This is a genomic window from Clostridium sp. 10cd* (genome assembly GCF_044336395.1).
Taxonomy (GTDB): domain Bacteria; phylum Bacillota_I; class Bacilli_A; order Erysipelotrichales; family Erysipelotrichaceae; genus Clostridium_AQ; species Clostridium_AQ innocuum.
Window position 1 is genome coordinate 4328414 of the sequence record NZ_CP172347.1, and the last position, 15983, is coordinate 4344396.

12 protein-coding genes and 1 pseudogene are annotated in these 15983 nt (G+C 42.0%); 2 read left to right on the forward strand and 11 right to left on the reverse strand.

What is annotated here, in order from left to right; genetic code table 11:
* Positions 1-25: 25 nt before the first annotated feature.
* The 11 genes and pseudogenes from ACG3M1_RS21515 to ACG3M1_RS21565 form a co-directional block, all read right to left on the reverse strand.
* Positions 26-646 (reverse strand): annotated as a pseudogene (locus tag ACG3M1_RS21515) (AAA family ATPase).
* Between the two features lie 210 nt (positions 647-856).
* Complete coding sequence (locus tag ACG3M1_RS21520; protein WP_009269937.1) at positions 857-1375, reverse strand: hypothetical protein; 519 nt, start codon at positions 1373-1375, stop codon at positions 857-859.
* 236 nt (positions 1376-1611) lie between these two features.
* The gene (locus ACG3M1_RS21525) at positions 1612-3471 is read right to left on the reverse strand and encodes a SpoIIE family protein phosphatase (RefSeq protein WP_224727289.1); all 1860 of its coding nucleotides are present in this window, start codon (positions 3469-3471) and stop codon (positions 1612-1614) included.
* A 172-nt stretch (positions 3472-3643) separates the two neighbouring features.
* Positions 3644-4213, reverse strand: a complete 570-nt coding sequence (locus ACG3M1_RS21530; protein ID WP_074747701.1) for a hypothetical protein — start codon at positions 4211-4213, stop codon at positions 3644-3646.
* 474 nt (positions 4214-4687) lie between these two features.
* Complete coding sequence (locus ACG3M1_RS21535; protein WP_008816354.1) at positions 4688-5788, reverse strand: MraY family glycosyltransferase; 1101 nt, start codon at positions 5786-5788, stop codon at positions 4688-4690.
* Positions 5789-5810: 22 nt separating this feature from the next.
* The gene (locus tag ACG3M1_RS21540) at positions 5811-6797 is read right to left on the reverse strand and encodes a rod shape-determining protein (RefSeq protein WP_002606344.1); all 987 of its coding nucleotides are present in this window, start codon (positions 6795-6797) and stop codon (positions 5811-5813) included.
* Between the two features lie 261 nt (positions 6798-7058).
* Positions 7059-7682, reverse strand: a complete 624-nt coding sequence (locus ACG3M1_RS21545; RefSeq protein ID WP_002606345.1) for a M23 family metallopeptidase — start codon at positions 7680-7682, stop codon at positions 7059-7061.
* Between the two features lie 48 nt (positions 7683-7730).
* Positions 7731-8672 (reverse strand): stage II sporulation protein D, encoded by a 942-nt coding sequence (gene spoIID, locus ACG3M1_RS21550; protein WP_002606346.1) that lies wholly within the window; start codon positions 8670-8672, stop codon positions 7731-7733.
* A 43-nt stretch (positions 8673-8715) separates the two neighbouring features.
* Entirely contained in the window at positions 8716-10296 is a 1581-nt protein-coding gene (locus ACG3M1_RS21555) for a response regulator (RefSeq protein WP_257362486.1), read from the reverse strand.
* A 5-nt stretch (positions 10297-10301) separates the two neighbouring features.
* On the reverse strand, positions 10302-11975 hold the full coding sequence (locus ACG3M1_RS21560) for a sensor histidine kinase (protein ID WP_082420125.1): 1674 nt from the start codon (positions 11973-11975) through the stop codon (positions 10302-10304).
* 62 nt (positions 11976-12037) lie between these two features.
* A complete protein-coding gene (locus tag ACG3M1_RS21565) occupies positions 12038-12241 on the reverse strand; it encodes a DUF1146 family protein (protein ID WP_002606349.1) in 204 nt (67 codons plus the stop codon).
* Positions 12242-12968: 727 nt separating this feature from the next.
* On the opposite strand from ACG3M1_RS21565, the gene ACG3M1_RS21570 reads away from it, so the two are divergent.
* A complete protein-coding gene (locus ACG3M1_RS21570; RefSeq protein WP_002606350.1) occupies positions 12969-13943 on the forward strand; it encodes a helix-turn-helix transcriptional regulator in 975 nt (324 codons plus the stop codon).
* Positions 13944-14298: 355 nt separating this feature from the next.
* Positions 14299-15813 carry an RNA-binding domain-containing protein gene (locus tag ACG3M1_RS21575; protein ID WP_395814578.1) on the forward strand — a complete coding sequence of 505 codons (1515 nt, stop codon included), beginning with the start codon at positions 14299-14301 and terminating at the stop codon, positions 15811-15813.
* Positions 15814-15983: the final 170 nt, after the last annotated feature.

Here is a 15983-nt window from a genome sequence, read left to right on the forward strand (position 1 = left end):
ACATCACGCCATGGGCGGGCAGCGCCTATTCATCGATGAGTATGATTACCTGCTTTTGATAATGTTGTTCCAGACATCCCGAAATGAATCTTAAAGCATTTTGCAGCTCCACTTCATTTTGTGCACCACGGTATAAACTTTTCATTCGCTCCTTGTCAAATTCATTGATCCGCTCACTTGTTAGCAATTCATGATTATTTCTAATGATTTCCTGCATCAGATAGGAAAACATTGTCAGTTGTTTTTCAAAGGTATTATTTTTCATATCTTTTAAAGTAAGAAAAATAACCGGATACTGATTCTGTAGTTTCATAACCTGCGCATCTTTTGTGATATCCAATCCCTCAAACAGATAAGCGCTTTCCTTTTGTTTGATCGAAAAGAAATAATACAGCACGCCTGGGCGGGCAGCGCCTACTCATATTCAAGGTTTTTCCCGCTACTAGCGCGCCTCTTGTCGGATACCAAAGGTATCGACACTATTTCGGTGAAATCGCCTCGGTCTTGTATATAACGCTACTTTTTCATTGCATACATCTTTGATAAAGTTCGTTTTATCGACATAATAATATTGATGATCAATCATTTCTTTGAAATTTTCTATACCGATTGGCAAAGCTTTCATATTATCAGCTCCTGTCTGCATAGCTTTATTATATCATACTCTTTCTACATTATATCATGCAGGTGGGTATGAATTTCATGTATGATGAAGCCTAATACAAATTCCCTTACAACAAAGCAAAGAAGTAGATATGAAATTCAGATAGAATCAAATTCTGCATGATTTGCGTTTAGAATAGCTAAGAAAAGGAATGCCCTATTATAAGCACTCCCATACTAATTCTTTATCACGCTATGCCATGGTCACCTCAGTTATTTCGATATGGTAAGTTCCCTTATTCTGCTTCACAGCAAGTGTCATATGCTCCAGATAATGAAATATAACATCTCCATCAGGATCGTCATAGTGTACTGTGGTTATCAGCAACAAGGTATTTTCATCCTGTATCGTCAGGTTACTATCTATATTGGCGATTCCAATGTGTTTGGTATCATTCGCCAGCACGGTATTCTCCTTCATGATGGATGTAAAAACGGTGACTTCATTCTCACGATCAAGTGTTCCATCTGCGTTTATGACACAATTTCCTTCATAAGCAACACTGTATCCCTCACTCACCGGCTGCGTTAGCGAAAATGACAGTATCTGTTTATCTAATAATGCTTTCGTATGGGACTCCATTACGACAGGTTGTTGCGTTACTTCTATTTTTAGTTTCTCACCTGCACTAGAGCATCCGCATAAGCAGACCATACATATCACAGAAACCCATATTCGGAATTTTAAGTGTTTTTCTTTGTCTTCAAGCATCTTCATGCTCCTGTGCTTCAAAGCGTGAAGGTTATGTATAACCATTACTACCAACCCCTATCGTTCCTCTTACACCTATATACTATCATATAAATTTTAAAGGAAACAGGCTGGTAATATAACATTTTCGTTGTTATGATTACTTTATACAGTATTCTATAAATACAGCACTGAGCTTTAATTATCGCAAACGTAATTTCACGGAGTTTCTAATATCTTTAAGCTGGCACAGTTTCCTATACCTCATCCACTCTGGCCAGTACAATCGTAGAATCGTCCTTACGTCTTGTCTTTTTTAACAGCTCCGTAAAGCTTTCCACATCCGCCTTCACACTTGTCTGTGTCCTCTGATTGAGCCATTTATAAATCTCATTCATATATATGCCATCGGATATCATAAGGTATTCATCCCCTGCCTTTACATCAACCTGGAAGCAGTCCGGCTGCATCTGACTGATGATTCCCACAGGCAACGCACTGCCGTTAATTTCATATATCTGATCATCCCGCAGCAGAAATGTCGGACAGGCTGCGGATTTTGATATGTAGGCAACCCCCTGTGAACGGTTAAAGCAGATGACATCCAGCGTTGCATAGGTATCGCTTTGAATCAGCTTGTTTATACATTTGATGGCGCTGTCCTGTGGAATTCCACTGACCATCATACGTTGGAAAATATTCGTAATCAGGCGTGAGCTTTGGGCAGCACGCTCACCGTTTCCCATACCATCCGAAATCATGCACACCACACTCTGACGAAATCTGAAGATGGAAAAGGTGTCCCCGCTGGAGGTGTAGGAGTTTTTTACACTGTCCGCATAGGCATCAATGGCAAAGGGAATATCATCACAGACGGTGATGGAATGATAGCCGCGCATGAATTTTCGATTGCGAATGTCCGCAATCTGCAGATTGCGGTGAAGCAGGACTTCAAGCAGCGGAAGCAGCGTAGTTCGTATTTCTCCGCGTTTGATATTTGCTATTTCCACACAAACCTGTATACAGCCCTCCTTCGGTTCTTCAATACTCAGCTCACGCACATCATATTGATAGCCTTCCAGCGCCTTGGCGACACGTACCGTATCCTTTTCGTAGCCGTCTATTTTTCGTATGGCGTCTGCATTATATTGCAAAGCATTGGACATATTGGCAAGCAGTTCAGCCTGCACATCACTGATCTGTGCATAATATTCCGACAGGGATTGAAAGATATTGGCATAATTCTGCATCTGCCGCTTTAGCATACTCGTCTGAGAAAGCCGGTACTCCTGTTCATTTTGAAGCTCCGTACTCATATGCAGGGAAGCTGCATTCGCCGGTACAAGCAGAACACCGCTCATACACAGCAGCAGATATATCAAATCCTCTGTATTATCCGGATACAGGAAGCATGCCCCCAGCAACAGCAGCATGGCACTCTTGCGATCCTTTTTCAAAACACTTAAAAGAACCGTAAGGACAAGTGCCGGCAGCACACGGATATCCAGCAGGAAATATATCATCAGCGCCACAGTCACTGTGATCCATGCATTGCTTGATAAAGCAATCAGCAGCATGGTAATCATAATGACCTCCTGTGCATATACTGGTAACAGCTCCACCCCCAATAAGCCGATGGTAAACAGCAGGATCCCCCGCATGCAGGCATTATGCAGCATCCCCTTCTGAATCCACTGATAATCCGCAAACAGCTCCTGCATCAACACAAAGCTCAGTACCGGCAGAATCACAGCCGTATTGTGCAGTCCATACTGCTGGACACTGAACGCCGCACTTAACAGTGCTGTCAGATACGGCATCCACTGGTATAAATTCTGATTCATCACCTTAACCATATGAATAATCACAAAGTAACAGGCAAAGCCAAGCGCATAGCTGTACGCCGGCAGAATTCCTCTGGTTAACGAGCACAGAAGAATAAAAAATACGCTGATCATCGCTTCCCGGATTGTACGCATATAGGAATAGGATACATACAGAAATGCAAGTGTATAACTAAGCGGAGAAGCCAGTGTACCAAGAATAATTGAAATTCCGGCACAGGCCAAATCCTCCGCATGAATGGAAAATTTCCCCTTCAGTCTCTTGTTCATCACCTTTTCCAAACAAAACCACCTCTTTCATGCGTTATTGTAGAAGACATTTCGCATGGATTCTGTCATATTTTGTCTGTTCTGCAAAATTGCCTGCTTTTCCACAGCATTCTTCATCATCCTGACATTCCCTAGCTTTTCAAATTGCATTTCCCCGTCAAACAAGCGCCTTGCATTAGTCCAGACAGTTTTTCACACGGTCCTTTATTTCACGGAACAGCTCACTGTCACGCCTTAAATGTGCTTTGACATCAATAATTCTGGCAGTATTGATCCATTTTGCATCATTGATGAACAAAACCGATTCCTTATTCATTCCCTTGATTTTCCCCAGGCGCATCAAATGACGCTTCCCTTTCGGATTCTCCTTGCTGTAGGCCTGCAGATAAGCCGTATGATTCCCGCTCATCGGCACAACGAATGCCTTGTTATGAAAAATTGTTATAATCAGACCAAAATGCTGATAACCGATTTCTGCAATGTATGCTTCACCAAAATCTATATAACAGATATCACCAACACGGATATCCACACCAAGCTCACCACAGCTTCCCGCATGACGGCGTTCTCTCAGATTCTGTTCCGACACCAGCCGCGGTATCGCCTCCTTCACACTCAAAGATGCATAATCCATGCTCTTCTCCTCGATATAGCATTCCCACAGATCCTTCCAATACGCCTTCTCTCCAAGGGAACCCTCCTTCTGATCCTCATCGACCATTTCGTATAATTTTTTAACTTCCATTTTTCTCACCTCACTATATACATACGATAGAAAAAGGGCCAATTCCTAAAAAATCCTGAAAATGCGGATATTTTTTATACTTAAATCCACAAAGTTTTCATAATTAGGGAAAATGCCGTTAATGTCCCATAAAAAAGCTTTATGGCAATTCTTACAATATGGAATCATTCACAACCGCATTCCTATTGCTGTCACCTGAAAAAAAAGGAAAGTGAATTATAAAAATAATACAAAATATAACACCCTCAGTAATGGCTTTGCCTATAGGAAAAACAACAGCCATGGCTGACACCCAGCAATGAAATCGGTGTTGCTTTAACGCTATGCGAAACATAGAGGTGATTATCATACACGAGTATCAAATACAAAATGTAAATAAGAGAATCCAAGCACTGCAATCATGGTCGCAGCCCTGTATTCTCTCATTTTTTATTTTCATCCTGAATGCCAAGGATTTCTACAGCATTAGATTTGCTATTTTTCCTGTTTCGTATCCGGACTTTTCTTTGAAAATTTCCGATACAGCTTTCTGGCACGCTTCTGAATGGTATTTGCTATCGACAGCAACGGGTGATACTGCTTGGATATCATCCCGGAAAACTCGATAAACAGCTCAACAACCAGTGCGATGATAAACAGAACAAGAAATCCTGTCGCTTTATTTATTAGATAGATGTACGCTGTAAAGCCGAACAGCGCAGTCACCACATACAAAATAATGACCGTATTGCGATGTCCGAACCGCTGCATCAGCAGATGGTGCAGATGGTTCTTGTCGGCTTCCGAAAATTTATGCCCACTCAGCTTTCTTCTCAAAATTGCCCCAATGGTATCCACAATGGGAACCGCCAGCAGCAGAATCGGAAGTGCCAGTGTCATAATCGTGGAGCTCTTGAAGCCCAGCAATGAGATAGCGGATATAATAAAGCCCAGAAACAAGGCTCCGCAGTCCCCCATGAAAATACTTGCCGGATGTGAATTATACAGCAGAAACCCCATGGTTGCCCCTGCCAGAATCAAAGACATCGTCTGGATATCCAGACGTCCCTCGATCACGGAAAGACATGCAATGACAACCAGAATAATCGCAGAGATTCCCCCTGCCAGACCATCCAGTCCGTCAATCAGGTTCACCGCATTGGTGATACCGATAATCCACACAAAGGTTACAATAAAGGATACCAGTCCCATATCGATGGAAATTCCCATCGGCAGACGGATCACATCGAGTGAAACCTTTCCCACTGTCATCAAAACGATGGCGGCAGCAACTTCAAATGCAAGCTTATACTTCGGTTTCAGATTGACCATATCATCGATCAAACCGCCTATGAACATGATTGTCCCACCAATCAGAATACCGTTGATGGTCATATCCGTCTTCATAAAAACCGCCATGCACACGACAAAGGATATATAAATGGCTACACCGCCAATACGTGCGATTTTTCCCTTATGTACGGTTCGCTCATTCACCTGTGCATAAATATCCAGCCGGTAGGCGACGATTTTCAGAAAAGGAGTAATCAGTGCGGATAAGGCCAATGGAATAATCAGATATTTCAGCCAATCCATATAGATACCTCGCTTTTATTTTCTATTGTACAAGATGCAGATTCTCGAGCAGAATTCCCGTACCTTCGGCCACACAGCGAAGTGCATTCTCCGCAACATATACCGGAATGTGCAGTTCATTACGCAGCAGCTCGTCAATACCGTGCAGCAGTGCACCGCCACCGGTCAGTACGATACCTCTTGTCACAATATCACTTGCTAGCTCGGGAGGTGTCTGTTCCAGAACCGTTTTGCAGGCACGAACAACATCCTGCAGACTTTCCGCCATACTGCCCTGAATTTCCTCACTGGACAGGGTAATGGTTGTCGGCAGACCGGTTACCAAGTCACGTCCACTGACTTCAATCGTTTCATGCATGCTGCCCTTCCATGCAGTTCCGATCTGTTTCTTCACTTCCTCTGCTGTACGATCACCAATCAGCAGCTTTTTATTTTCTTTAACAAATTTGATAATATCACGATCCAGCGTATCCCCTGCAATCTTCAGGGAGGTACTGCTTACGATTTCACCTAAAGAAATCACCGCAACGTCAGTCGTACCACCACCGATATCCAGAACCATGCATCCGCTTGGCTTTCCGATATCCAGTCCGGCACCGACAGCAGCCACCTTCGGCTCCTCCTCGATATACACTTTTTTCGCACCTGCACGATAAGCCGCATCACGAATGGCATTTCTTTCCACACTGGTGATGTTGCTTGGACAGCAGATCAGAATGGTAGGACGCTTAAACATCCCCTTGATAGCCAGCTTCTTGAAAAAGAAGTTCAGCATGATTTCCGTTACCTCGAAATCCGCAATAACCCCATCCTTCAGAGGACGGATTGCCAGTACTCTGCCCGGTGTTCTTCCAAGCATGTCCTTCGCATCCTGCCCGGCAGCCAGACATTTCTTTGTTTCTGCATCTATCGCAACTACACTAGGCTCGTCAATTACGATGCCTTCACCTTTTACATACATCAGTAAGTTTGCTGTTCCTAAGTCGATTCCTACTTCTTTTGAAAACATAGTCCTTCATTCCTTTCGTGCGTTCATATTTCTTCCATAAGAATTTGATCCGCATTTTTTACAGTAGTCCGCACAGATTCTGAAATAGATAAGAAATATCCGTTTCCAAACATACCATGCGCTATTTATACTCAATTTCAAGCAATTACCATTATAACACAAAATCCGAAATGTAAAAGTGTTAATATGCCTTTCCTTTTCTTAAAATTCCGTAATATGTATGGATGGGCTTTCACATATGAAAATAGTACCGCAAGGGTACTATTTGATCTCAGCGTTCGTTTTGCCGTACATCAGCTCCGGATCTATAATCTTGCCGTTTTTCTCTACGACGATATGCAGATGATTGCCCAGCTCCTTGTTGTAAATATTGCTTCCGGCCTTTGCAATGGGATCCTTCTGATTGACCTTATCGCCCTTTTTCACAGTGATATCGGACAGGCTCTGATAGGTTATGCTCAGATCCTTGCTGGTGATTGTAACACTTTTGCCGAAGATATTATCTTCCTTCACATCACTCACCTCGCCGCTGAAGCTTGCCAGAACATCGAAAGCCTCTTTGTTGAAGGAATAGTCCATGCCCTGATTGGCTCGGTAGACGCCTTCAAACTTTGTCATACTGTCAACCTTGCTGTCCTTTCCATCAAAATAATCAAGAACGACCTCTGCCTTGACCGCAAACGGCTGGATGCCTTTTTCTTCCTCAGCTGAGCTGGGAAGCGAGAGCACCGGCGTGGTGTCTTCCTTAAACACGGAAGTGTCCTTTGCAGGATTCTTCATGGAATATTCATAAGTCAGAAAGGCAGCTGCGGCAATCAGCAGGCAGCTTAAGGAAACAATCAGTCTGCGTTTTGGAAATTTCTTTTCCTTTGTATAGCTATACATTTCATCACCTCTAGTGATGATTATGCCCGCCCCTTTTTTCTTTATACATCATTCTTTTACAATCTGTACGCCGGTATAATAATGCTTCAGTATTTCCTTGTAATTCTTTTTCTCCAGCGCCATTCCCTGCGCCCCGTACTGACTCATGCCGAGACCATGACCAAAGCCTCTGGTTGTTACCGCATAACCGCCGCTTGTTTTCTTTATGGAAAAGCAGGAGGAGCGAAGATTCAGCTTTTCACGAATCTCTCTGCCACTGAAGACAATGCGGTCAATCGTTATGGATTTTACATAGCCGGAAGCGTAATGGGAAGGCTTCCCCACTTCCTTCACCGGATTCTCAAAGCCGAGCATCGTATGAAAATCCTCCTCTGAAATAACAGCTGTTTTTTCATAGCCGTCTTCCTCTTTATCCCAATGTGAATCCACACTGCGCAGATACGGCGTCCTGCTGTCCCAGTATTCCTCACTGTTGGCTGTTTTCCCACATGATCCACTGAAAAACACAGCAGAAATCGGTTCGCCCTGATAGGTCATGATTTCCCCTTCTGTCTCCTGCAGCGCCTTAACAACCCTGGCATGCATCTTATCATAGGAACTCCCCCAGATCTGACGCATCTGCTTATCGTCGTGATAAACCTGCGTCCGTGTGGTATCATCCACCTCAAAGCCGCGCTTCGTCACAAAGGTCCTGGCAGCTACACATTGAGCCTTCAGCGCCTCCATCTCAAAGGAAGCCGGCATCTCCGAGCCAATCACTCCCTCCAGATATGTTTCCAGCGGCAGCTTCAGGCTGGTTCCGTCCTGTCTTGTAATATGTACGGTCTGTTCTTTGTCCTTCGCTTTTTCCTTATCCTTCTTTTCCTGCTCCTGCACCGATTCCTTACCCGTATTCCATAAAATCGGTGAGGATGTGCCCATATTCAGCCAGAGAAAAAAAGAGACAAGAATTATGGAGAGTACAAGGAGAAACTTCACAGCTATCTTCAAAAAAATCACACCCTCTCTACACTGTATGAAAGGGTGTGTGCACTTATTCCTCGGTATCCGGATGCAGCTTCTTTTTAAACTCACTTGGCGATACATTATAGTATTTCTTGAATACCTTGTTGAAATAGAGCTGGTCATCCATACCGACCGCCGCTGCGACATCCTTGATCATGCTGGACTCGCCGCGCAGCAGCTCCATCGCTTTTTTCATTTTCTTCTCATTGATATAGTAATTCAGATTCACGCCGGTTTCATTTTTAAACAAGCGGCTCAAAGAGCTTTCATTCATACCGATGCTGTCTGCGATTTCCTTTAGTGTCAGCTTGCGGTTCAGGTTTGCATCAATATATTCCATAACCTCCAGAATCTTGCGGCGATAGCGTCTGTTTGATTGATCCTTCATCCATGCCTCAATCTGATCAAACGAGGAGGAGACAATTTCCTCCAGCTTGTCTGCTGTTTCACACAGTCGCAGCTTTGCTGTTATCGTATCAAACGGAAAGGCCTGCCGAATCCCCCGTGCCATTTCATTTCCCTCTATATTATGGAAAATGAAGATGAAATACTCCAGTACCGCATGCGGATCAATTTCATGAAATTTCATATACTCCAGAGTTTCCTTCAGCTTGTGCTGTACCGTATCAAAATCCTTAGCAGCAACCGCGTCCAGCAGCTCCAGATGAAAGGTCACCTCATTCATATCCAGCTCCTGAAACGCGTCATGCTTCTCGCTTTGAATCAGACATCCCTCACCCACATAAAACCTTCGCTCATGTGATTTCAGAAGCAGCTCGAACTGATCGTAATATTCATCCAGTGATGCAATGATATCCGACAATGTAATGGACAGATGTATATCCAGATACTGTGTGATATTTCGAATGATGCTGTTGCATATATTCAGAATACGAAGCTTTTCTCTGCTTTCAAACATCAGGATGCCGGAATGGTTGCTCATAAAAATCAGGTGATGATGCACGGCAAGCGGCATGGATTCCCGTATTAAATCCTGCAGATGCTTATGCAGTGCCGCATGGTCCTTCAGCTTGGTTCGATACAGATGATTGATGTTATCCACGCGAAAATATGCCATCTGAAATCCCTTTTGATAGGGCTCAAACACCGGCTGTGACAGTGCTTCCTGAAATTCCTTACGGCTCAGAATATGCTCGTTCTTGGTAAGAATCAGACATTGCTGCAGCTCCTTTAACGCAGATTCATATTCCACATGGTCATTCAAACTGCTTTCCACACAGGATTCCTTCACCTGCGTGATAATGCGTTCCAGCTCCTTCTTTTCCAGCGTAACCTTTAAAAGATAATCAAACGCACCGGCCTTCATGGCATCCCGCACATATTCAAAATCGGAATAATTGCTGAGTGCAATCACCTGTGTGTTTTTATTGACCTCCTTGATTTTGGATATCAGATCAATTCCGTCCATACCCGGCATTTTCAAATCCGTAATAACGATTTCCGGCTGCATATCCGTGAAAATGTGAAATGCTTCCTCCCCATCCTTTGCTGTAGCAATTACCTCACAGTCAAGTGCCTTCCAATCGATCATGTTTTTTAATGTGATCCGGATTAAGCGCTCATCATCTGCTATCAGTACCTTGTACATGAGGCCTACCTCCCCTCTGTTTTTTTAAACGGCAGCAGCAGTGTCACAATCGTACCGGTGCCTACCACGCTTTGTATATCCATCGAATAGTCTTCTCCATACATGAGACGAATACGCTCCTGAATATTTCCAATGCCGATACCGCTCAGCTTCTTATTGCGGTTTTCCTGCATATCCAAAGCGAAGCCCTTGCCGTTGTCACCAATCTCTATTTTCAGATATTTTCCCTCCACCTTGGCGCGAATTGTCAGAATCTGATGCTCCCTGTCCTCCTCAAAGGCATGAAGAATGCTGTTCTCTGCAATCGGCTGCAGCAGAAATTTCAAAATAGCACAGCTGCGCACGTTATCATCTATATTATATACGGTTTCAAACACATCACCATAGCGAAGCTTCTGAATGATGATATAATTTTTCAGATTTTCGATTTCCTCTTCCACCGTAACAACTTCCTTGCTGTCCACAATGGTGTTGCGCAGCAGTCTGGCAAGGGCGGTGATTCCCTCACTGACCGGCTTATCCTCATTCAGGATGGCAAGGTAATGCAGTGTGTTCAGGGTATTGAACAGGAAATGCGGGTTGATCTGTGCCTGCAGCAGCTGAAACTGGGTTTCTCTTTTCTGTTCCTGCTCCTGGTGCACAGTATGCAGCAGCTCCTGTACCCGATCCAGCAGGTCATTGAAGTTGATACTCAGTTCATGAATTTCATCACGACCATCATCCTCCACACGATTCATTGCCAGATTATTCTCATCCAGTGTCCGCATGGAATACAGAATGTTATGAACCGGGTCATAGATGCTGTGATATACGAAGTAGGCAATGGCAGCCAGAAGGACAAAGAAGACGATTCCATATGCCACCAGCATATTACGGAAATTATGGATTTCCTCCAGCACATAGTTTTCATCATTCAGATAAACCACATACCAGGGCGTTCCCTCAATTTTTTTATCAGACATATAATAGGAATGCTGATTGATCTCTACGGTGGATGCCTGTAAATCAATGATTTCCTTTATATCATCCGGATTGCTTCCAAACAGAACCTGTCCGTTTGCATCAACGACAAGCATATGGCTTCCTGCCTGCGTGGATTGTGAGAGGGATGCGTTGAAGGCTTCCTGCGCAAAGCTGCAAAATACATAGCCCAGCGGCTGATCATACAAATCCCGAATTTCCCTTGTCAGCATAATCATCTGCGCTTCGTTATCATATAGCCAGTAGCCGCCCTGCTTCTGTGCCTGAATTTCTGCTTTATATGCTTTTAAATCTACGGGAAAGAGGGTTCCCTCCTCATAGAGCAGCTTCCCTGTTTCATCATACAGCTGCAGCCCCTTTCTGCCGGCAAGCAGGTCATTGTCGTGCAGATTATGAGAGAAGGCACGCCGCATTGCGGTATCTGCAGGATAGTATAAATAATTCCGCAAGTAGGTGGATGCCGCAAGATTATCGATTTGTTCATTTAATGCATTCGCATTCAAATGGAAGATTTCCTCGGACATGGTCACCATCTGTGCAGACGCCTGTTCATTTTTATCCCGTATAACAGTTGTGCTAAAGGAATAATAGATAAGAAAAAACACAATCATCAGACAAAGCGGTACAAAGATAAAGGCCAGCGTCAGTCTTGTTTTAATATCCGTTCTGCGCAGCAGATTTCTGTTTCCTCTCAGCATAGCAACCAGCACCTTTCATCATGTATCAGCTGTAGGTCCTTTTCTATCTATAGATAAAGCCTCTACAGTCCGTTGTATACGGAAATAGCAAGCAAAAACTGCGCTACGAGATATCCCAGACCCAGAGACAGCAGCAACAGCAGCAGACGCACCTGACCAGGCTTTCTCACATTTGTAAAGGTTTCAAAACGTACACAGCTCAATGCCCAGAAGCTCAGTGTAAAGGATAGTACATGAACAGCCAGATTCATTAGAAAATATTGCATATATAACCTCCATAAGTTTATTATACCTGTTTCCACATTTATAAAAGCGTGCCTGACATCCATGAGAAGGCGGTCGCAGTACGCGTTTACATAGCAAGTGCTTATCCATATATCCTACAGACAATACCGGTGCAGGCTTCACACTCCTGTTTTTTTAACCCGGATTTTTCACAGATGATTACTATTACAAGCTGTAATACTGCAATCATACAAATGCTGTGAATACGAGGGCTTCGCTTACTCAAGCCGCGCCGTCTTTAGCACCTGGTTCAAATACTCCATCCATTTGTAAAGGGAAGGATAGAAAAGAAAAGACATAAGCCGTCTTGGAAATGCTTCCTATTTTACAATCATACAAGTATAGCGACGCTGCTCATCTGTATAATTCGCCTATTTCATTCTGGTTACATTATACCATAAGATGAAATGCTCCGGCAGTTTTTCCTTATAAAATATAAGACAAGCTCCTGTCAGTTTTCAGATGATATTGTAATGTGCTATACCTGTGGGGATAAGCGTGAAAGAATAAACGAAAGGTATGAAATAATCTAATTTTCATAAAACTTTATGTTCGCGAATGGTAGAGAAATCTATGGCATATCGTTGGAAAGGCTGTCCATAGAAAGCTGCATTTTCACAGAAAATTTGTGTAATTCGCAAGTCATGTCAAGTATTTCCTAAATCTTTCCCTTATAATAGAAGCAGTATATAAATGAGGTGAAGCAATATGTATGAGTGGCAGAAGCAGATTCAGATTATTGTTGATGAAATTGACAGCTGCATAAAAAGCTATCAGGATGAAGCACTGACACTGCGAACCCTTTCACAAAAGCTGGGCTATTCTGAATATTATACAACGAGAAAGTTCAAGGAGATATCCGGTATGAAGCTTCGGGAATATCTCCGACAGCGAAAGCTGGCCTTCGCCCTGAAGGAAATCCGTGACAGTGAGAAAAGCATATTGAAGATTGCTCTTGATTATGGCTTTTCTTCTCATGAGGCGTTTACCAGAGCATTTAAAGCTGCATACGGAAGGACACCGAGTGCGTACCGGAAACAGCCCAGTCCTGTTGTTCTACGTACCAAAATCAATCCGTTTGACCGCTATCTTCTAGGTCTGGATGAGCTTGGAGAAATAAATTCAGCGAAAGCTGTAAAGACCTATTTCGTGACCATTCCCGCACATAAGTTCCTGTTTATCGAAAACCGGGAGAGTAACGGCTACTGGGATTTCTGGCAGAAGCAGAATCAGATTCCCGGCCAGGATATGGATACGGTTTGCGGACTACTGGACAGCATCAAAGGAAAGCTCGATGATAGTGGCGGGAGTGACATCAACAGCGGAGGCGGTCAGATTATGGCCTATCGCAATGATCGAAACGGCAGATTGTGTGACTGGGGATACCTGCGGACAGAGTGTTATGGTGTCCGTCTTCCTGTTCATTATACCGGAGATGTTCCACATGATATGCAGCTGCTTGATATTGCGGAAGCAGAGTATCTTGTATTTGAACACGGACCATTTGATTATGAGCAGGAGAATCGAAGTGTTGAGCATAGGATGGAGGATGCAATGACTGCATTTGATTTTACAAATACCGGCTACTGCTTTGATGATACCCCCGGCAGAATGCTGTACTTTTACTTTCAGCCGGAGCGCTGCTGGAAGTATATACGTCCGGTGAAAAAAAGGATGCAATAAACTGTGCTGTTATTTTACTTTTTCTGAAAGCTTAGAACATTTCTTATTTTGTTTAAATCAGTTAGCAGTTTTTATTCTCCTGCTGCAAATATAAAATATCTTTATTCTTTTGATAGTATACAAACAGAACCACATTTTATTTCATCATAAAACAAAAATGCTCTACTGTTCCTATTGCCATACGCTGATTCGGAAGCCTTAATAAAAAGTTATGAGAAGTGCTCTCTCCTTTTTATAGGCTGGTATGCGATAGGAGTTTTTGGCCTATGCTATACGCAAGCAGAATTCTTTTATTTCCTTTCCACATTAGAAAAGGTATAATAAATATGAAAATCATTTAAAGGTGGGTGAAAAAATGCTTTCAGAGAAAGAATTATTAAATATATTAGATAATAAAGAAAAAGTAAATGTTGAATTTAAAGAAGCTAAAAGAGGAGTACCTAAAAGTATATATGAAACTTATTCTTCTTTTGCCAATACCAATGGCGGCTTGATTATTTTAGGAGTAAAAGAAATAAAAACAGGCACAGCTGTAAATTATGAAATTAGTGGAGTAGAAAATGCAAATTCTATTATTTCTGACTTTTGGAATACGATAAATTCCGGTAAAGTAAATAGAAACATTTTAAAGGATGCAGACGTTTATTCATTAACAGTCCAGGGCTTAGAGCTTGTTATTCTGCATATACCAAGAGCCTTGTACAATCAGAAACCTATCTATATCGGCAGTAATCCTTATGCCGGTACGTTTAAAAGAAATTTTGAAGGAGATTATAGATGTACGAAGGAATCTGTAAATTCAATGATACGTGACTCTTTTCAGAACGCTGGCGATAATGAGATTCTCGAATGGTTAAATATTGGCGATATTGATAAAAACACAATTGCAGTATACAGGACACGATTTAGAAATAATAATGAAGGGCATATTTATGAAGAATTATCAGATAAAGACTTTCTAACAAAGATGGGTGCATACCGCTTTGATAAGAAAAGAAATATTGAGGGAGTTACATCTGCAGGTGTTTTGATGTTTGGGAAAACTGAAACATTTAACGAAATTTATCATAATGTCAATCTGGATTATAGAGATGAAACCAATTTGTTTGGTGATATGCGTTGGAGTGATCGAATAATAGAAAATGGTTTATGGGAGAAAAATTTATATAATTTCATTACAAAAGTGTATCCTAAACTTATTTCTGAATTCCCTGTACCATTTCAAATGAAAGATTCATTGCAAAGAAATGATGAAACAAAATTGCAGGTAGCTGCTAGAGAAGCATTAGTTAATTCAGTTATACATGCTGATTTTAAGGAAGAAAGCTGCTCAATATTGGTTATTAAAAAAGACAATTACATTTCTTATTCTAATCCAGGGTTACTAAGAATTCCTATTGAACAGATTTATCAAGGTGGAGTATCTGTTCCTAGAAATATCACATTACAAAAACTTTTCAGGTTTATTGGATTTGGAGAAAGTGCAGGATCTGGATATGACAAAATATTAGCTCCCTCCAGAGCTGAAGGCTTTCAAGTGCCTGAGTTGTATGAAAATCAAGACATGAGAATTACGAATCTTAAGTTATGGATTGTAAAGAAAGAGCATGGGGCATTAAGTGGGGCATTAAGTGGGGCATTAAGTGGGGCATTAGAAAAGCCAAATCATATATTAAATGAAAAAGAACAGATTGTTTTAAATGTTATAAGAGAATTTCCTAATCTAAATAGAAAGAAAATCTTTGAAAAAACAAAGATTCCTCTAACTAGCTTGGATCGGTATTTAGATAAACTAATAGCTTTAGATTTAATTCAGAAGAAAGGTTCACGTAAGACAGTCAGTTATAATGTCAAAAATACTGATATATAATAAAGCTTCATACATATCATGGAATCGATTCTTTGATTTATAACTGTGTAATGGACTCAACATACTATGAAACATGTAACTGATGATAACTGCGGACATCATGAAGAACAGACAGGAATTGATCCTAAAGGAAGGTATCTATAAGAAATTTAAATTCATGATAATCATGC